This window comes from Kitasatospora sp. NPDC085895 (assembly GCF_040702125.1).
GTDB classification, from domain to species: Bacteria; Actinomycetota; Actinomycetes; order Streptomycetales; family Streptomycetaceae; genus Kitasatospora; species Kitasatospora arboriphila.
Genome location: NZ_JBFBJY010000016.1, coordinates 1 through 17,858 on the forward strand (window position 1 = coordinate 1; position 17,858 = coordinate 17,858).

Here is a 17,858-nt window from a genome sequence, read left to right on the forward strand (position 1 = left end):
GACTACACGGCTGCCGGCCACGAGGCGGCCCGGCTCCGGGCGAGATCCGCTCGCAGGTCGGCCCCACCGGCGCCGTCGGAGGGCGTGACCGCCGACGGCAGGAAGTCGGAACGGAACTCCGGCTCTGCCGCACCATCGCTTGCAGCCCAGGCGAGCAACTCGCTCGCGGTTCTGGTGCTGGCGGGATCGGCCGCCTCGGCCATCAGCCGGGCGGCATCGACGGCATCCGTCTGCGGTGGGACGACCAGCAGGTTCAGCCGGCGCGGAGCGTACGAGCAGACCATGATCATGTGCTCGTCCTGTTCGGTGGTGAACCAGCCCGCATGTACGGTGTGGCCCGCGACCGGGATCCGCCGCGGGATGAGCGGCCACTGGGCGGGGTTCACCGTGATCCGGGTGATCCGGCCCCACCGCTCGTCGATCTCGGCGGCCAGGGAGGGGAGTTCGAGAAGAAGGTCACGCGACCGGGGCCACCAGGCCCCGTCCAGTCGGCCGGCCCGTACGCCGTCGGGCGCGAGGGAGAGCCGCACGGGTGATTCGGGGGCGGTCGGCGCCGTCGCAGGATCGAGGATCGCAGTCATGAGGAGAGACCCGCCTCCGGACCCGGCCTGGGCCAGGTCCGGGATAGCCGTTCGCCGGAGACGACGCCAGTATCCGGTGCCGGCATGCGAAGTGCCTTCGGTGATGCCCAGGTTACTCCCGGTCCGGCCTGAACCCCGCACGGTCGTGAGGGTCAGATTTTCCGCCCGGCACCTTCGGACGGACACACGGAACGACGAGGGCGGTCCTCAGACGCGCCCGTAGCGGGCCGCCTGGTCGGCGAACTCCCTGGCCATCTCCTCGGAAACGGTCGGACGGGTGCGGTGGATGGCGTTCAGGTAGTCCTGAGTGCCGGGTTGGCTTCGCTCCCCGGTGTCGAGCGTGTGCTCGAAGGCGCTCTGGGCGACCGCCATGGCGACCTGCCTGATGTCGGCGGGAGTGAAGCCCTCGCTGGCCTCGGCGAGGGCTGCGGTGTCGGCGACGGTGCCCGTTTTCGCCGTGTAGCCGGTCCACAGCGCGTTGCGGGCCTCGGGGTCCGGCGGCCCGACCGGCAGGACGTAGTCGAACCGGCCGTGGCGCAAGAACGCCGGGTCCAGTGCGGCCACCGAGTTGGTGGCGCAGACGAGGAGCCGACCGTCGCGGTCTCGGAACCGCACGATCGACTTGAGGAGTTCGTTGACCACGCCGACCGACGCGGGGGCGGCGAGGCTGCGCGTACCGGCGACCTCCTCCACCTCGTCGATGAAGAGCAGCACGTGGTCGAGCTGCGCCACCTCTTCGAAGCGGCGGCCGAGTCCGGTGACCAGCCCCTCCTCCGACGCGAGCCGGGAGGGGAAGAGCTCGACGAACGGCCAGCCGAGCCGACCGGCCACGGCCTTGGCGAACGTACTCTTGCCCGTGCCCGGCGGACCGAACAGCACGACCGCGCGAGGCGGCTCCACTCCGTGGGCGTCCGCCAGTTCGGGATTCGCCAGAGGTAGCACCAGGCGCCGTTCGATGAGCCGCTTCTCGTCGGCCATGCCCGTGAGCTGCTCCCAGAGGCGGGCTTCGGGCATGACCGCGCCCAGCTCGGCGAGGACCGCCGTGCCCTGGGCGCTGACGGCCTCCGACTTCTCGAAGTACGTGAGCCCCCGGCGGGGGCGGAATCCGGAGTTGCCCAGCGCTGTGACGCCGGTTTCCTCTTCGGGCAGCAGTGCTGCGACGATTCTGGCGCCGGCGTCCCGCAGGCGGTGTTCCAGCGCGGACAGCAGCGCGATGCCCATGCCCGGGTTCCGCCAGGCGGGGTGCAGCGCCAAGCGGAGCACCCATGCCCGGTCCCCGTCCACCCGGCCCACTGCCGCGCCCACGAGATGTCCGTCGGCCACCACGACGACGCTCGGATTCCGCGCCTGCAGCGCGGCGACGACGTCGGAGAGGCGGAAGACGGCGGGGCGGTCCGCGGTGGCGCTCTCGGCGTCGAGCCGGACCACCGCTTCCAGGTCGTCCGGCGTGAAGTCCCTGACGTGCCATACAGCCATACGCTGCTCTCGAACGTCGCGTCCCGGACTTCCATCATCGGCCGCCTCCTGCGTGGCCGCCCGCCCGGGAGGGCAACCACGACCGCCGGCGGAGGGCAGGGCAGCCGCACAAGTCGCAGGAACGACGAAGGCCCGGACCGCGTGGTGCGGTCCGGACCTTCGGTAAGGCGGAGGATACGAGATTCGAACTCGTGAGGGGTTGCCCCCAACACGCTTTCCAAGCGTGCGCCCTAGGCCTCTAGGCGAATCCTCCGTGGGAGAGCTTAGTACATGTCGAGGGGTGCTCGCGAACCGCTATCCCGCAGGTGGCCGTGCGCGGTCGCCTGCGGATCTCAGACGGGGTGGGGTGGACCACCCGGGGCTCGCGATCCGCTACTCTTGGGGCAGCCCCTCGTGCGGCGTCATCTCTCTGAACCCCCCCAGGGCCGGAAGGCAGCAAGGGTAGGAGGGCTCTGGCGGGTGCACGAGGGGTCCTTGCGTTTGCGGGCGGCCCCGGGTCGTGCCGGGGAAGGCCGCGTTTGTCGGCCCGTCCCGATATCGTCGGTGGCGTGTCCCTAGCCCTGTACCGCCGCTACCGCCCCGAGACCTTCGCGGAGGTCATCGGGCAGGAGCACGTGACCGCCCCGCTCCAGCAGGCCCTGCGTAACAACCGGGTCAACCACGCGTACCTGTTCAGCGGGCCGCGCGGCTGCGGCAAGACGACCAGCGCCCGCATCCTGGCGCGCTGCCTGAACTGCGAGCAGGGCCCGACGCCCACGCCCTGCGGCGAGTGCCAGTCCTGCCGCGACCTGGCGACCGGCGGCCCCGGCTCGATCGACGTGATCGAGATCGACGCCGCCTCGCACGGTGGCGTCGACGACGCGCGCGAGCTGCGCGAGCGGGCCTTCTTCGCGCCGGTGCACAGCCGGTACAAGATCTTCATCCTGGACGAGGCGCACATGGTGACCTCGGCCGGCTTCAACGCCCTGCTGAAGGTCGTGGAGGAGCCGCCGGAGCACCTCAAGTTCATCTTCGCGACCACCGAGCCGGAGAAGGTGATCGGGACGATCCGGTCCCGCACCCACCACTACCCGTTCCGCCTGGTGCCGCCCGGCACCCTGCGGGACTACCTGGCCGAGGTCTGCGGCCGCGAGGGCATCCAGGTCGAGGACGCGGTCTTCCCGCTGGTCGTCCGGGCCGGCGCCGGCTCCGTCCGCGACTCGATGTCGGTGATGGACCAGCTGCTGGCCGGTGCCGGCGAGGCCGGTGTGACCTACCAGATGGCCACCGCCCTGCTCGGCTACACCGACTCCGCGCTGCTCGACGAGGTCGTGGACGCCTTCGCGGCGCACGACGGCGCGACGGTCTTCCAGGTGGTCGACCGGGTCGTCGAGGGCGGCCACGACCCCCGCCGGTTCGTGACGGACCTGCTGGAGCGGCTGCGCGACCTGGTGATCCTCGCCACAGTGCCGGACGCCGGCGAGAAGGGCCTGATCGACGCCCCGGCCGACCGGATCGCCGTCATGCAGGCGCAGGCGGACCGCTTCGGCGCGGCCGAGCTCAGCCGCGCCGCCGACATCGTCAACACCGGTCTGACCGAGATGCGCGGCAACGCCGCCCCCCGCCTCCAGCTGGAGCTGATCTGTGCCCGGGTGATGCTGCCCGGCGCGTACAGCGACGAGCTGTCGCTGCAGGCCCGGCTGGACAAGCTGGAGCGGCGCGCCTCGGCCGGCGGCCTCCCCGCGGGCGGCCTGCAGATGCCTGCCGGGCCGATGCCCGGTGTGCCGGCGGCCGTGCCGGACCTGCCGGCCGCGCCCGCGGTGCCGCAGGCCGCTCCCCAGCAGTTCGCCGCCCAGCAGCCCGCAGCCCAGGCCCCGGCCGCTCCGCCCCAGGCCGCCCCGGCCGCTGCCGCCCCCGCGGCGGGCGCCCCGGCCCCCGGCGCCTGGCCGATCCCGCGCAGCTTCCCGGCCGCCGGGCAGGCCCCGGCCCAGGCGCCCGCGCCGGCCCCGCAGCCGTCCACGCCTCCGCAGGCACCCGCCGCGGCCCCGACACCGATGGCCGCTCCTCCGGCCGCCGCCGCGGCCCCCGCCGCGGCGGCGTCCGGCAGCCAGCCGTCGGCCGCCGCGCAGCAGGGCGCCGCCCAGATCCGGCAGATGTGGCCGCAGATCCTGGACGCGGTGAAGAACCGGCGCCGCTTCACCTGGATCCTGCTCAGCCAGAACGGCCAGGTGGCCGGTTTCGACGGCAAGGTCCTGCAGGTCTCCTTCATCAACGCCGGTGCCCGGGACAGCTTCGTGGGCAGCAACAGCGACGAGGTGCTCCGCCAGGCACTGGCCGACGCCCTCCAGGTGGACTGGCGGGTCGAGTGCATCGTGGACCCGTCCGGCGGGGCCGGTGGCGCGGGTGCGCCCGCGGCGCCGCAGGCCGGCGGTGGTGGCGGTGGCTGGGGTGCGCCGCAGCGCCCCGCGGCCCCGCCCGCCCAGCCGTTCCAGCCGCAGCCGGCCGCCCCGCCGCAGGCCGCGGCCCCGCAGCCGGCCGCCCCGGTGCAGCCGCAGCGTCCGGCCCCGCAGGCCGCGGCTCCGCAGCCGTCGGCCGCACCGCCGCAGCCGTCGGCCGCACCGCCGCAGGCGGCGGGGACGTACCAGCCGCCGCAGCCGCCGCCGGTCGCGCCGGAGGACGACGTCCCGGAGGACGACGACCCGGACCTGACCGAGGAGGCCTTCTCCGGCCAGGAGCTGATCATCCGTGAGCTCGGGGCGACCGTCCTGGAGGAGATCCACCACAACACCTGAGCCGCCCGTCCGGGCCCGCGTCCGGCCACCCCGGCGGCCGTTCACCGGCCGTTCCGGGCCACCGGCCGGCCGGGGGTGGGCAGGGCAGCCGCGGCGGCCGTCCGGGCCGCGTAGGCTCGGGGGCGACGATGTCGTACAGGACAGGAGATGTGCCGTGTTCCCTGGTGGCCAGCCCAACATGCAGCAGCTGCTGAAGCAGGCGCAGAAGATGCAGGAGGAGCTCGGCAAGGTCCAGAAGGAGCTGGCCGAGACCAAGGTGAGCGGTTCGGCGGGCGGCGGCCTGGTCGAGGCGACGGTGACGGGCTCCGGCGAGCTGGTCGCGCTCGCGATCGCGCCGGCCGCGGTCGACCCGGAGGACACCGAGACCCTGGCGGACCTGGTGCTGGCCGCGGTGCGGGACGCCAACGCGGCGGCCCAGAAGCTGCAGGCCGAGCGGATGGGCCCGCTGACCCAGGGCCTGGGCGGCGGCGGCATCCCCGGCCTGCCCTTCTGAGTCGGGGCCCGGTCCTGGCCCGATCGGGCACCGCCGCCGCGGCCGCCCGCCGCGCGCGGTGCACCGCGGGTGGCACTCCGGTGGCGTGCAGTGTGCCGGTACGCGCCGGTGCTGTGTGATTTATGGGTGAGTCGGGCGCCGGACGGTGTGTCCGGCGCCCGATCCGTTGGATGATGGCACCGGAGCGACGGGCACCGGAGCACTGGGTTCCGGGCCGTGGCCCCGGCCGAAGGAAGGCGTGACGTGTACGAGGGCGTGGTTCAGGACCTGATCGACGAACTGGGCAGGCTGCCCGGCGTCGGGCCCAAGAGCGCGCAGCGGATCGCCTTCCACGTCCTGCAGGCCGATCCGGTGGACGTCCGGCGGCTGGCCGGCGCGCTGATGCAGGTGAAGGAGAAGGTCCGGTTCTGCGCGGTCTGCGGCAACGTCGCGGAGTCCGAGCAGTGCCGGGTCTGTCTGGACCCGCGCCGCGACCTCGCGGTGATCTGCGTGGTCGAGGAGCCGAAGGACGTGGTGGCGATCGAGCGGACGCGCGAGTTCCGCGGCCGCTACCACGTGCTGGGCGGCGCGATCAGCCCGATCGAGGGCGTCGGTCCGGACGACCTGCGGATCCGGGAGCTGATGACCCGGCTCGCCGACGGCACGGTCACCGAGCTGATCCTGGCCACCGACCCCAACCTGGAGGGGGAGGCGACCGCCACCTACCTGGCCCGGCTGTGCAAGCCGATGGGTCTGAAGGTGACCCGGCTGGCGAGCGGCCTGCCCGTCGGCGGGGACCTGGAGTACGCCGACGAGGTCACCCTCGGCCGGGCCTTCGAAGGGAGACGACTGCTCGATGTCTGACCACAGGGACACCGCCCACACCAGCGAGCCCGACGACTTCGCCGTGCAGATCGCCGACTCGGTGGAGAGCTTCGTGCTCGCCGTCACCGAGGTCGCCAAGGGCGACGAGCCGGGCAGCGCGATCTCGCTGCTGCTGCTGGAGGTCTCGCAGCTGCTGCTGGCGGGCGGCCGGCTGGGGGCGATCGAGGACGTCGTGCCGGAGGACCGCTTCGAGCCGGACACCGGGCCGGAGCCGGACGGCGTCGAGCTGCGCGAGCGGCTCGCCGAGCTGCTGGCGCCGATCGACGTGTACCACGAGGTCTTCGACCCCTACGGTCCGCCGGAGAAGCCGAGCGCCTTCCGGATCTCGGACGACCTGGCGGGCGTGGTCGCCGAGCTGCGGCACGGCCTGGTGCACTACCGGGAGGGCCGGGTCAGCGAGGCGCTGTGGTGGTGGCAGTTCTCGTACCTGTCCAACTGGGGCTCGACCTGCACCGCGGTGCTGCGGGCGCTGCAGTCGCTGATCGCGCACGTCCGGCTGGACAGCCCGATCGGTGCGGCGGTGGACGGTGCGGACACCGACCAGGACGGTCTCACCGACGAGCAGCTGGAGCAGCAGGCGGGCGACCTGATGGCCGCCGAGCTGGGGATGTGACGAAGGTTCCACCGAATCTCCCCATCGTGAAATCCGGGGTCGGGCTGGTGCCCGGCCCCGGATTTTCTTTCGGCGGGCGGCCGTCCGCCCGCAGACCTGCCTGTTGCCGCTGCTCACCAGGCGATATGGTCGTCTCGTCATATGGATGGCTCCGGTCGCCCGCGCCCCGCTCGATAGACTGGCCGCGACCGCAGAAGGGGGCCACCACCCCCGAAACGACACAAGTCGAGGAGCGCACGTGGGCCTTGTCGTGCAGAAGTACGGCGGCTCATCCGTTGCGGATGCCGAAGGCATCAAGCGCGTCGCCCGACGGATCGTCGACACCAGGAAGGCCGGCCATGAGGTCGTCGTCGTGGTGTCCGCGATGGGAGACACGACGGACGAGCTCATCGAACTCGCGGAACAGGTGACCCCTATTCCGTCCGGCCGTGAGTTCGACATGCTGCTGACCGCAGGAGAGCGCATCTCCATGGCTCTGCTGGCCATGGCGATCAAAACGCTGGGCTTCGACGCCCAGTCCTTCACGGGCAGCCAGGCGGGCGTCATCACCGACGCCACGCACAACAAGGCACGCATCATCGACGTCACGCCCGGCCGGATCCGCAACGCCCTGGACGAGGGCAACATCGCGATCGTGGCCGGCTTCCAGGGCGTGTCGCAGGTCAGCAAGGACATCACCACGCTCGGCCGCGGCGGCTCCGACACCACGGCCGTCGCCCTGGCGGCGGCGCTCGGCGCCGAGGTCTGCGAGATCTACACCGACGTGGACGGCGTGTTCTCCGCGGACCCCCGCGTGGTGAAGAAGGCGCGCAAGATCGACTGGATCTCCTTCGAGGACATGCTGGAGCTGGCCTCGTCCGGCTCCAAGGTGCTCCTCGACCGGTGTGTCGAGTACGCGCGCCGCTACAACATCCCGATCCACGTCCGCTCGTCGTTCTCCGGCCTGCCGGGGACTATCGTGAGCGCCGACAACCCCAACAAGCCCGAAGGGGGCGAGATGGAGCAGGCCATCATCTCCGGAGTCGCCCACGACACGTCCGAGGCGAAGATCACCGTCGTCGGAGTGCCGGACAAGCCGGGCGAGGCGGCCCGGATCTTCCGTGCCATCGCGGACGCCGAGGTCAACATCGACATGGTGGTGCAGAACGTCTCCACCGCGTCGACCGGTCTGACCGACATCTCCTTCACCCTGCCGAAGACCGACGGCCAGAAGGCCATCGACGCGCTCGGCCGGGTCAAGGACGGCATCGGCTACGAATCGCTGCGCTACGACGACGCCATCGGCAAGCTCTCGCTGGTCGGCGCCGGCATGCGCTCCAACCCGGGCGTCACCGCCACGTTCTTCGAGGCGCTCTCCGAGGCCGGGGTCAACATCGAGTTGATCTCCACCTCCGAGATCCGCATCTCGGTCGTCACCCGCTCCGAGGACATCCCGGAAGCCGTGCGCGCCGTGCACACCGCCTTCGGCCTCGACACGGAGACCGACGAGGCCGTGGTCTACGGCGGCACCGGCCGCTGACGCACCGGACGGGCCGGGGCACCCAGGTGCCCCGGCCCGTCCGCCTGCGCGCGGCCGGACGGCGGCCCGCGGGCCCGCGATCGGGACGACCGTCACGGTTTCTCCCGATCCTTCCGAGACAATCCGTCAGAATCACCCGTTGTCCCGCTGGAGCGGGCTCCGGTCGGTACGGAAGAATGGCAGGCCGTCCGGGCAACCATGACGGGGGATCGAGTGTCCAACAGGCGTGTCGAACGTGATCGAAGCGGTGCCGGCGGTGTCGCTGCCGCTGCCGGTGCGCCGGTCGGCAGCTAGTCGGATGGGCTCGGCCGCGGCGGCGGACGCGACAGGGGCCAGCGTCGACCAGCTCACCGAGACGTACCAGGCCCACTACCGGTCCTTGCTGCGCCTCGCCGCGCTGCTGCTCGACGACCTCTCCTCGTGCGAGGACGTCGTCCAGGAGGCGTTCATCCGGGTCCACGCAGCCCGGCGGCGGGTGCGCGAACCGGAGAAGACCCTCGCCTACCTGCGGCAGACCGTCGTCAACCTGTCCCGCTCCACCCTGCGCCGACGGATCCTCGGCCTGCGCCTGCTCCCCAAGCCCATGCCTGACATGGCCAGTGCAGAAGAAGGGGCCTACGATGCGCTGGAGCGCGATCAGTTGAGGACCGCGCTGCGGGGACTGCAGCGCCGTCAGCGGGAGGTGCTCGTGCTGCGTTACTACGCGGACCTGACGGAGGCCCAGGTCGCCGAGGTGCTCGGCGTCTCCGTCGGCTCGGTGAAGGCGTACGGCTCCCGCGGACTGGCCGCCCTGCGCATCCTGATGGAGGGCAGCCATGACTGACGATCAGCCCGGCGCCGCCCGCGCCGAGCACGAGCTGCGAACCCTCCTCCACCGGGCCGTGGCCACCGTCGAACCCGACCCGGCCGCCCTCGGCCGGATCCGGCACGCCGTGCCCCGCCGCCGGGCCCGCCGCCGCAACGCCTGGACGGGTGCGGTCGCCGCCACCCTGCTCGCCGCGGCCGTCGTCCCCGCCCTGCACGCCGTCCGGCCCTTCGACCTCTCCGGCGGCACCACCGCCGGCAGCACCGACGCGCACGGCGCCGACCGCACCCCGCGCGCCACCCGCGGCTCCACCGGCGGACCGCGCACCGCCCCGCTCCCCGCCCAGCCGGACGGCCGGCCCATCCCGTCCGCCGACGCGAGCGGCAGCACCGCCGCCACCGACCCCGGCAGCACCGCCGCGAGCGCGCCCGCCGCCGTCCCCGCCTGCCTGCGCACCGACCTCGGCCGCGCCACCGCCCATCTGGAGCCGGTCGACAGCGCAGGCAGCACCTACGGCTACTTCACCGTCCGCAACACCTCGGCGCGCAGCTGCGGGGTGACCGGACCCGGCACCGTCGCCGCCACCGCCGGCGGTCCCGCCGACCAGACCCGGATCAAGGTCGTCGACCACATCGCGGGCGACGCCGCCACCGCCCTGCCCGCGCCCGCCGCCGTCGCCCTGCCGATCGTGCTCGGCCCCGGCGAGGGGTACCGGGTGCGGTTCGGCTGGGTGCCCGAGGGCACCTGCCCGAGCAGCGCCCCGCGGGCCGGTGCCGCCGCACCCGAGGCCCCGGCCACCGCAGCGGCCAGCAGCGGCCCGGACGCGCCCGCGGCCGCCACCGCGGAGCCCAGCCCCAGCCCGACGCCCACCGCGGACCCGCCGAGCGTCACCGTCGCCCACACCCCGGTCGGCGGCGACCCCACGGCGGCCAGCACCGTGATCACCGGGAGCTGCGGCGGCACCGTCTACCGCACCGCCCCCGAGACCGTCCCGGCCGAGTCCCCCACGGCCGTCGCCACCCCGGGCCCGAGCCGGTAGTCGTCCTCACGACGCCCGGCCGGCGGGTCCGGGGGCGCGTGGGGGCACCTCGCGGCGCACCCGTGACCGGCGAGGCCGCGCCCCGGCCCTCCCGCCCGGACCCCGCCGGGCGCGGACCCCGCCGGGCGGTCGGGCGGCGCGGCGGGCACCCCGGGGGCAGGGGCGGCCGTAGGAGGTGGTTACCGTGGTGGGTGTGTACCGGTTTCTCCTGACTCCGCGGTGGATCGCCGCCACCGCCGTCGGCGTGGTCGCCATCGCGGTCTGCCTGCTGCTCGGCACCTGGCAGCTCGGCCGCTTCGAGGCCCGGGTCGACACCCACCGGAACACCGCCGCGGCCACCGCGGCCCAGGCAGCCGCCGCCCCGCTCGGCGAGGTGCTCACCGCGGGCAGCCCGCAGGTCGGCACCGACACGGTCGGCCGGGCGGTCACCGTCACCGGCAGCTACGACACCGCCCACCAGTTCCTGGTGCCCGGCCGCACCCTCGACGGACGTCAGGGCTACTACGTGCTCACCCCGCTGCGCACCGCCGACGGGCGGGCCGCCGCGGTCGTCCGAGGCTGGGCGCCCGGCGACCCCGGCACCGGCCCCGCCGTCCCGGCGGCCCCCGCAGGCGAGGTCACCGTCGCCGGACGGCTCCAGGCACCGGAGAACAGCGGCAGCGGCGGCGCCGTCGCGGGCGGACTGCCCGCCGGGCAGCTCGGCACCATCAGCCCGGCCACTCTGATCAACGTGCTGCCGTACCCCGTCTACGACGGCTGGGTCGCCGCCGACGGGGCGACCGGCCCGCTGACCGCGGTGCCCACCGTCGAGCCGCAGGGCGGCAACGGCCTCACCCTGCGCGCCTTCCAGAACCTCGGCTACACGCTGGAGTGGTTCGTCTTCGCCGGCTTCGTGGTCTTCATGTGGTTCCGCCTCGTGCGCCGCGAGGCCGAGGCCGCCCAGGACCGGGCCCTCGGGCTCGTCTGAGCCCGACTCCGGCGGCCCGGGCGGTCAGCGCTTCGTCGGCAGCGGGGTCTTCGCCGTCGGCAGCGGCGAGCGCGGCGAGGGCAGCACGCCCCCGGCGGCCGTCCCCGGTGACGCGCTCGGGAAGGACCACGACCCGCTCGGCGACGGGCCCGGCGAGGAACCGCAGGAGCCGTCGCCGCTCGACCCGGAGGTCGACCCCGAGGTGGTGCTGCCGTGGTGGTGGTGCACCGTGCGGCTGCTCTTCGACTTCTTCGCGCTGCGCCCCGTCTTGGCCAGCAGCTGCGCGGAGAGGTCGCCGCCGAGCGCACCGCCCGCCGCGGTCCCGTCCGCGGCGGTGTCGTCCGGGGCGGTCCCGGCGACCGTGAACGCGTCCACCGACAGCGACGGCCGGCCCGCCGCGTCGTAGTCGCAGGGGTCGTCGCTCTCGTCCGAGCACGCGGTCGCCGTCAGCAGGACGGTCAGGGCCGCGGCGGTGGCCAGGGCGGTGCGTCTGCTCATCTGCCGTCTCCCCCGAGCGCGGGGCCGTCGAGGTGGCGCCGCGCGAAGTCGATCTCCAGCCTCAGCTGCCGGATGCGTTCCTCCACCACCAGCGAGCCGTGCCCGGCGTCGTAGCGGTAGACCTCGTGCACCTTACCCAGCTCGTCCAGCCGGCCGACGTAGTTCTCGATCTGCCGGATCGGGCACCGCGGGTCGTTCACCCCGGCGCTGATGTACACCGGGGCCTTCACCCGCTCCACGTAGGTGAGCGGCGAGGACGCCCGCCAGCGGTCCGGCACCTCCTCCGGAGTACCGCCGAACAGCGTGCGGTCCAGCGACTTCAGCGCCTCCATCTCGTCCTCGTACGCGGTGAGGTAGTCCGCCACCGGGACGGCCGCCAGGCCCAGCGTCCAGTCGTCCGGCTGCACCCCCAGGCCCAGCAGGGTCAGGTAGCCGCCCCAGGAGCCGCCGGACAGCACCAGCCGGGCAGGGTCCGCCAGCCCGGACTCCACCGCCCACGCCCGGACGGCGCCGATGTCCTCCAGCTCGATCAGGCCGACCCGCTCGCGCAGCGCGTCCGTCCACGCCTGCCCGTAGCCGGTCGAGCCGCGGTAGTTGACCCGGACGACGGCGAAGCCGTGGTCCAGCCAGGCCGCCGGCCCGGCCGCGAAGGAGTCGCTGTCGTGGTGGGTGGGGCCGCCGTGCACCTCGAACACCGTCGGGAACGGGCCCTCGCCGGCCGGCCGCTGCACCAGCGCGTGCACCCGGCCGCCCGGGCCCTCCACCCAGACGTCCTCCACCGGCACCGACCCCGGCGGCACCGGCCCCGGCGCCCGCAGCACCACCGTGCCCGCCGTCGAGCGGACGGCCGAGGGCTCCGCCGCCGAGGACCACAGGAACTCCACCGTGCCGTCCGGCCGCGCCGTCGCCCCCGCCACCGTGCCCCGCGGCGTGTCCAGCCGGGTCAGCCGGCCGCTCGCCAGGTCGTACGAGAACAGCTCGCTGCGGGCCTCGTACTCGTGCTCGATCAGCAGGGCCCGCGCGCCCGGCCACCACTGCGCCGACAGGTCGCCGGGGAACTCCCGGCCCTGCTCGTCGCGCAGGCCCAGCTCGGTCTCCGAACCGGTGGCGACGTCCCACAGCATCGGCTCCCAGCGGCCCCGCCGCTGGTGCGCGACCAGCAGCCGGGTGTCGCCGTCCGCCGGCGCGAAGCCGAGGCAGGCCACCCCGCGCGGCTCCTCGCGGCCGGTCACCTCGTCCAGCTCGGCGAGCGCCGCGCCGTCGGAGAGCCGCAGCACCCGGATCGCCGAGTGCATCGCGTCACCGTGCTCGGTGTGGTCGACCGCCAGCAGCGAACCGTCGTACGAGAGGTCGCCGATGCCGCCGTACTCGGCGTGCCGGTACACCTCCTCCACCTCCGAGGCGCCGGGGCGGCGCAGGAACAGCGTGGTGCCCTCGTCGTCCGTCGAGGTGCCGACCACCACCGTGCCGTCCCGGCCCAGCGCCAGGCCGGCCGAGTACGCGGCGGGCACACCCGGCACCGCCTCCTCGTCCGGGCCGCCCGCGAACGGCTGGCGCCGCCACACCCCGAACTCGTCGCCGTCGGTGTCGTCGAACCACCACACCCACGCGCCGTCCGGACTGAGCTCGGCGTCCGTGGTGCCGTTCGGGCGGTCCGTCACCCGGCGGTGCACGTCCGCGGCCCGGTCCCACGCGTACACCTCGTAGGTGCCGGTGGAGTTCGACACGTACAGCGCCCGCTCCGGGGCGTCGTCCGCCCAGTCCGGCAGCGACACCCGGGCCGCCCGGAACCGCTGCTCCCACGCCGGTGCGCTGCTCTTCTCCTCGCTCATCCCCCCATCCAACCCGATGCCCGGCGCGGAACGGAACGCGTCCGACCGCGCCGGGCACCGGGCCGCGGCGGCAGCCGCCCTCAGGCGCCCGGGACCTTGTCCAGGAACCCGGCCACCGAGGCGATCCGGCCCTCGCCGTCCAGGGCGAGCACGTCGAAGCCCTCCACCAGCGGCTCCGCGCCCGCCGGCCCCAGACCCCAGGTGAACCGGGCCACGTGGTGGTGCGCGTCGACCGGGCCCAGGGTGAACACGAACCCCGGGAACTGCCCCTGCACCGCCGCCACCGTCGCGTCCAGCCCGTCCCGGCCGGCCACGTCCACCAGCGGGTCGGTGTAGCTGCCGTCCTCCGCCCACAGGGTCTCGATCACGGCCCGGCGGGCCTCGCCGTCGGTCTCGTTCCAGACGGCGATGTACTGCTCCACGATCTGCTGAAGGTCGCTCACGGTGGTGTCCTCCCGATCCGTCGCGGGTCGTTCCCGCTGCTCACGAAGGTAGGCGGGATCCGCACCCGGCGAATCCGTCAGCCATAGGCAAGTACCGCGCCCCGCAACGGGATCGGCTGGGTAGGGTGACGGTCATGCTGTACGGCAGGGCGGGGGAGCAGGCACAGGTCCGGGCACTGCTGGACGCGGCGCGCGGCGGCCGCAGCGGCGCACTCGTGCTGCGCGGCGAGGCCGGCATCGGCAAGACCGCTCTGCTCGACGCCGCCGCCCGGGACGCCGGGGACTTCCGGATCGTCCGCGCCGCCGGCATCGAGTACGAGGCCGAACTCCCCTTCGCCGGACTGCACCTGCTCCTCGCCCCCGCCCTCGACCGGCTGGACGCCCTGCCCGGACCGCTGCGCCGCGCCCTGCAGGGCGCCTTCGGCCTCGCCGACACCGGCCCCGGCGACCGCCTGCTGCTCGGCCTCGCCGCCCAGCACCTGCTCGCCGAACTCGCCGCCGAACAGCCGCTGCTGTGCCTGGTGGACGACGCCCAGTGGCTCGACTCCGCCTCCGCCGAGGCCCTGCTCGTCGCCGCCCGGCGACTCCGCGAGGAGGGTGTCGTGCTGCTGTTCGCCGCCCGCGACGGCGAGGGTGCCTTCCCCGCCGGCGGACTGCCGGAACTGCGGCCCGCCCCGCTCGGACCCGCCGACGCCGAACGGCTGCTGCCCGCCGCCCTCGACCCGGCCGTCCGCCGCCGGGTGCTCGCCGAGGCCCACGGCAACCCGCTCGCCCTCACCGAACTGCCCGCCGCCCTCGGCACCGACACGGCGGGCGGCCCGCTGCCGCTGCCCGGCCGGCTGCGGCTCGCCTTCCACGGACGGCTCACCCGGCTGCCCGCCGCCACCCAGACCCTGCTGCTGGTCGCCGCCACCGAGGAGACCGGCGACGCCGCCACCGTGCTCACCGCGGCCGCCGCCCTCGGCGCCGGCCCCGCCGACCTGCCGCCCGCCGAACAGGACGGCCTCGTCCGGGCCGACGACAGCCGGATCGCCTTCCACCACCCGCTGCTGCGCAACGCCGTCCTCCAGCGCGCCCCGCTCGACCAGCGGATCGCCGTCCACCGGGCCCTCGCCGGCGTCCTCGACGGCGACCGCCGCACCTGGCACCTCGCGCTCGCCGCCACCGGCCCCGACGCCGCCCTCGCCGACGCCCTGGAGGAGGCCGCCCACCGCGCCGAGGCCCGCGGCGGACACGCCGGGGCCGCCGCCGCGTACGAGCGCGCCGCCCGGCTCACCGCCGACCACGACGGCCGCACCCGCCGCCTGGTGCTCGCCGCCGAGGCCGCCGCTGACGCCGGCGAGACCGACCGCGCCGAACAACTCGCCGTCCGCGCCCGCAGCCGCACCGCCGACCCCCTCGCGCTCGCCCTCATCGACCACCTGCGGGCCACCGCCGCCTTCCTGCGCGGCGACCACCCCGCGGCCTTCCGGCTGCTCCTCGACGCGGCGGCGGGCGACCTCGCCGCCCCGCACGCCGCCCGGATGCTCTTCCAGGCCTGCCATGCCGCCTGGTACCTCGGCGAGGCCGAACTCGCCGCCTTCGCCGACCGCCTGGCCGCCCTCGACCTGCCGCCCGAGGACCCGGCGGCGCCGATCGCCGACTACCTGCTGGCCGGCACCCTGCCGTTGCTCGGCCGCCCCGCCCCGGCCCCGCCCGACGCCGCCGTGGCCGTCGACCGGGCCCGCCGGGCCGGCGCCGACGTCGTCCGTGACTTCACCCAGCTGAGCGGCATCACCCTGGTGCTCGGCCGGGACGAGGAGACCCACCGCGTCACCGCCGACCTCATCGACGAGGCCCGCCGCGCGGGAGCCGTCGGCGTCCTGCCCGCGCTGCTGTTCTTCCACGCCGAGGCGCAGCTCTTCCACGGCCGCCACCGGGACGCCGAGATCACCGCCGACGAGGGCCTCACGCTCGCCCGCGACACCGGCCAGCACCAGTGGACCAGCCAGCTCGCCGCGCTGCTGGCCCTGCTCGCCGCGCTCGCCGGCGACGCCGGCCGGTGCACCGCCCGGGTGGCCGAGGCGCTGGAGGGCGGCGGCCCGGCCCGTCCCGCGGGCCGCGCCTGGACGCAGTGGGCGCTCGGCCTGCTCGACCTCGGCGAGGGCCGCGCCGCCGAGGCCCTGGAGCGGCTCGCCGAACTCACCGGCGGGCCCCAGCGCCACCACGTCTCCGGCACCCGGGCCGTCCCCGACCTGGTCGAGGCCGCCGTCCGGCTCGGCCGGCCCGAGCAGGCCGAGGAGCCGTACCGGCGGTTCGCCCGCTGGGTGGAGGCCTGTGACCGCCCCTGGGCCCGCGCCCTGCTGCTGCGCTGCCAGGCCCTGCTCGGGCCCGAGGAACTCGCCGAGTCCGGCTACCTGGCCGCCCTCGACCTGCACCGCACCGCCGAGCGGCCGTTCGAGCAGGCCCGCACCGCGCTGCTCTACGGAGAGTGGCTGCGCCGCGCCCGCCGCCGCACCGACGCCCGGCCGCAGCTGCGGGCCGCCCTGGAGGCGTTCGACCTGCTGGGCGCCCGGCCCTGGGCGGAGCGGGCCCGCACCGAACTCACCGCCACCGGTGTCGGTGCGCCCGCCGCGCCGGCCGCCGGGCCGCTCGCCGCCCTGACCCCGCAGGAGCTGCAGATCGTCCGGCTCGCCGCGCAGGGGCTGACCAACCGCGACATCGCCGCGCAGCTCTTCCTCAGCCCGCGGACGGTCGGCCACCACCTCTACAAGGCGTACCCGAAGCTGGGCGTCACCTCCCGTCAGGACCTCGCCGACCTGGTCTGACGCCCGGGGGCGGGCCCTCGCGCCGGTGCCCGGCCGGGCTGCGCCGACGCGCGCGGGGCGGCGCCCTGGCGCGCCGCAGGGGGCCTTTCGGGTTATCAATGAATCCGGATGAAACCGGACAAAAGGATCAGCGCCATGCCCGTCTCCAACCTCATCGTCGGTCCGCCGCCCCCACTGACCGTCACCGCCGACGGCTCCGCCCTGATCGCCGAGATCGAGGACTACCTCGCCTCGCTGCCGGCCTCCGCCCGCGTCCCCGTCCCGTACGTCTGCCCGCTCGGACGCGTCCTCCAGCCGTGGAACGCCGACCAGCCGCTGCCCCGCCGCACCGTCCTCGACCGGCTCGCGCATCGCCCGCCGCGGCCCGTCCCGGTCTCCGTCGCCGGGCACCTGCAGCTGACCTCCCGCTACCTCACCGCCCACGGCTGGCTGCAGGGCGCCCTGTGGGACTCCCGCGGCCGGGTCTGCCTGCTCGGCGCCCAGGCCGCCGTCCTCGCGCACGGCTACGGCACCCCGCAGACCGTCCGCCGGGCCCGCACCCAGGTCATGGAGGTGCTGCACGCCCAGGGCATCCCCGTCAGCTCGCCGGACGTCTTCAACGACGCCCCCACCACCCGCGAGGCCGACGTCCACCGGGTGCTCGCCTCGGCCGCCGCCCGCGCCCACACCCTGGGGATCTGACCCGCCGCCATCCGCCCTGCTCCCCTCTCGCCGTCCGGCCCGCTCGGGCCGGGCGGCGTTTTCATCGCGATACGCGGTACGCGACGCACGCGGGGCCCTGCACGACATCCGGGCCACTCGCTCCCGCACGGAACTCCGCGGGCCGTGGGGACACGCACCGTCCCCACGAACCCGCCGCGCTCGTGGAGGGCGACGAATCCGCAGCAGGGTCAGCGGTACGGGGCCGCGTCCGTGGCTCTGTCACTCGGGCGGGCGCACAACAACGACAGAGGCCCTGCCGGATTCCTCAGGCAGGGTCTCTGCACTGGGTCGGGGCGGCGGGATTTGAACCCACGGCCTCTTCGCCCCGAATGAGGTCCGGGACGGTAGCCGACCTGTGCCGACCGCCGTTCTCCCTGGTCAGATCGTTGGCCTGCGGTGGGCTTAGCGCTGTTGATGCGTCCTCGATGCCGAGGTCTTCTCCCCGGAT

Annotated in this window: 15 protein-coding genes, 1 tRNA gene and 1 other RNA gene; 11 read left to right on the plus strand and 6 right to left on the minus strand. The window is 74.8% G+C overall.

The genetic code is table 11. The annotated features are described in order from the left end of the window. Window positions 1-2: 2 nt before the first annotated feature. From AB0442_RS13030 to AB0442_RS13040, 3 genes are all read right to left on the minus strand, one after another. Window positions 3-581, minus strand: coding sequence for a DUF5994 family protein (locus tag AB0442_RS13030; protein WP_366162610.1), 579 nt, complete (start codon window positions 579-581; stop codon window positions 3-5). Between the two features lie 207 nt (window positions 582-788). Beyond that, complete coding sequence (locus AB0442_RS13035) at window positions 789-2,057, minus strand: GNAT family N-acetyltransferase (protein WP_366162611.1); 1,269 nt, start codon at window positions 2,055-2,057, stop codon at window positions 789-791. Between the two features lie 168 nt (window positions 2,058-2,225). Beyond that, a tRNA-Ser gene (locus AB0442_RS13040) sits at window positions 2,226-2,310 on the minus strand. 132 nt (window positions 2,311-2,442) lie between these two features. On the opposite strand from AB0442_RS13040, the gene ffs reads away from it, so the two are divergent. From ffs to AB0442_RS13085, 9 genes are all read left to right on the plus strand, one after another. Next, window positions 2,443-2,533, plus strand: an RNA gene (gene ffs / locus AB0442_RS13045) — signal recognition particle sRNA small type. 72 nt (window positions 2,534-2,605) lie between these two features. Then, window positions 2,606-4,828, plus strand: coding sequence for a DNA polymerase III subunit gamma and tau (locus AB0442_RS13050; RefSeq protein WP_366162612.1), 2,223 nt, complete (start codon window positions 2,606-2,608; stop codon window positions 4,826-4,828). Between the two features lie 154 nt (window positions 4,829-4,982). Beyond that, window positions 4,983-5,321 carry a YbaB/EbfC family nucleoid-associated protein gene (locus AB0442_RS13055; RefSeq protein WP_263104625.1) on the plus strand — a complete coding sequence of 113 codons (339 nt, stop codon included), beginning with the start codon at window positions 4,983-4,985 and terminating at the stop codon, window positions 5,319-5,321. Window positions 5,322-5,564: 243 nt separating this feature from the next. Further along, complete coding sequence (gene recR, locus AB0442_RS13060) at window positions 5,565-6,164, plus strand: recombination mediator RecR (protein WP_263104626.1); 600 nt, start codon at window positions 5,565-5,567, stop codon at window positions 6,162-6,164. Continuing rightward, window positions 6,157-6,798: a DUF5063 domain-containing protein gene (locus AB0442_RS13065; protein WP_366162614.1), complete on the plus strand. Its 642-nt coding sequence runs from the start codon at window positions 6,157-6,159 to the stop codon at window positions 6,796-6,798. Before recR ends, AB0442_RS13065 begins: the two co-directional genes overlap by 8 nt. A 238-nt stretch (window positions 6,799-7,036) precedes the next feature. Then, the gene (locus AB0442_RS13070; protein WP_363541008.1) at window positions 7,037-8,317 is read left to right on the plus strand and encodes an aspartate kinase; all 1,281 of its coding nucleotides are present in this window, start codon (window positions 7,037-7,039) and stop codon (window positions 8,315-8,317) included. Window positions 8,318-8,615: 298 nt separating this feature from the next. After that, on the plus strand, window positions 8,616-9,140 hold the full coding sequence (locus tag AB0442_RS13075; RefSeq protein WP_344622880.1) for a SigE family RNA polymerase sigma factor: 525 nt from the start codon (window positions 8,616-8,618) through the stop codon (window positions 9,138-9,140). Then, the gene (locus tag AB0442_RS13080) at window positions 9,133-10,161 is read left to right on the plus strand and encodes a hypothetical protein (protein ID WP_366162615.1); all 1,029 of its coding nucleotides are present in this window, start codon (window positions 9,133-9,135) and stop codon (window positions 10,159-10,161) included. The genes AB0442_RS13075 and AB0442_RS13080 overlap by 8 nt, the downstream gene beginning before the upstream one ends. A gap of 193 nt (window positions 10,162-10,354) precedes the next feature. After that, window positions 10,355-11,128, plus strand: coding sequence for an SURF1 family protein (locus AB0442_RS13085; RefSeq protein WP_366162616.1), 774 nt, complete (start codon window positions 10,355-10,357; stop codon window positions 11,126-11,128). Window positions 11,129-11,152: 24 nt separating this feature from the next. Here AB0442_RS13085 and AB0442_RS13090 read toward each other — a convergent pair whose 3' ends face one another. From AB0442_RS13090 to AB0442_RS13100, 3 genes are all read right to left on the minus strand, one after another. Beyond that, window positions 11,153-11,626 carry a hypothetical protein gene (locus AB0442_RS13090; RefSeq protein WP_366162618.1) on the minus strand — a complete coding sequence of 158 codons (474 nt, stop codon included), beginning with the start codon at window positions 11,624-11,626 and terminating at the stop codon, window positions 11,153-11,155. Then, window positions 11,623-13,458 carry a prolyl oligopeptidase family serine peptidase gene (locus tag AB0442_RS13095; RefSeq protein ID WP_366162620.1) on the minus strand — a complete coding sequence of 612 codons (1,836 nt, stop codon included), beginning with the start codon at window positions 13,456-13,458 and terminating at the stop codon, window positions 11,623-11,625. Before AB0442_RS13095 ends, AB0442_RS13090 begins: the two co-directional genes overlap by 4 nt. Window positions 13,459-13,538: 80 nt before the next feature. Next, on the minus strand, window positions 13,539-13,901 hold the full coding sequence (locus tag AB0442_RS13100; protein WP_366162622.1) for a nuclear transport factor 2 family protein: 363 nt from the start codon (window positions 13,899-13,901) through the stop codon (window positions 13,539-13,541). 134 nt (window positions 13,902-14,035) lie between these two features. Between AB0442_RS13100 and AB0442_RS13105 the strand changes: the two genes are divergently transcribed. Next, the gene (locus AB0442_RS13105) at window positions 14,036-16,708 is read left to right on the plus strand and encodes an AAA family ATPase (protein ID WP_366162624.1); all 2,673 of its coding nucleotides are present in this window, start codon (window positions 14,036-14,038) and stop codon (window positions 16,706-16,708) included. Between the two features lie 135 nt (window positions 16,709-16,843). Next, a complete protein-coding gene (locus tag AB0442_RS13110) occupies window positions 16,844-17,389 on the plus strand; it encodes a hypothetical protein (protein WP_366162626.1) in 546 nt (181 codons plus the stop codon). The last annotated feature ends 469 nt before the right edge of the window (window positions 17,390-17,858 follow it).

Coding starts and splice junctions, on each gene's coding strand:
- AB0442_RS13110 (WP_366162626.1), top strand. CDS start 16,844: ATGCCCGTCTCCAACCTCATCGTCGGTCCGCCGCCCCCACTGACCGTC.
- AB0442_RS13080 (WP_366162615.1), top strand. CDS start 9,133: ATGACTGACGATCAGCCCGGCGCCGCCCGCGCCGAGCACGAGCTGCGA.
- AB0442_RS13065 (WP_366162614.1), top strand. CDS start 6,157: ATGTCTGACCACAGGGACACCGCCCACACCAGCGAGCCCGACGACTTC.
- AB0442_RS13095 (WP_366162620.1), bottom strand. CDS start 13,458: ATGAGCGAGGAGAAGAGCAGCGCACCGGCGTGGGAGCAGCGGTTCCGG.
- AB0442_RS13035 (WP_366162611.1), bottom strand. CDS start 2,057: ATGGCTGTATGGCACGTCAGGGACTTCACGCCGGACGACCTGGAAGCG.
- AB0442_RS13090 (WP_366162618.1), bottom strand. CDS start 11,626: ATGAGCAGACGCACCGCCCTGGCCACCGCCGCGGCCCTGACCGTCCTG.
- AB0442_RS13105 (WP_366162624.1), top strand. CDS start 14,036: ATGCTGTACGGCAGGGCGGGGGAGCAGGCACAGGTCCGGGCACTGCTG.
- AB0442_RS13075 (WP_344622880.1), top strand. CDS start 8,616: ATGGGCTCGGCCGCGGCGGCGGACGCGACAGGGGCCAGCGTCGACCAG.
- AB0442_RS13030 (WP_366162610.1), bottom strand. CDS start 581: ATGACTGCGATCCTCGATCCTGCGACGGCGCCGACCGCCCCCGAATCA.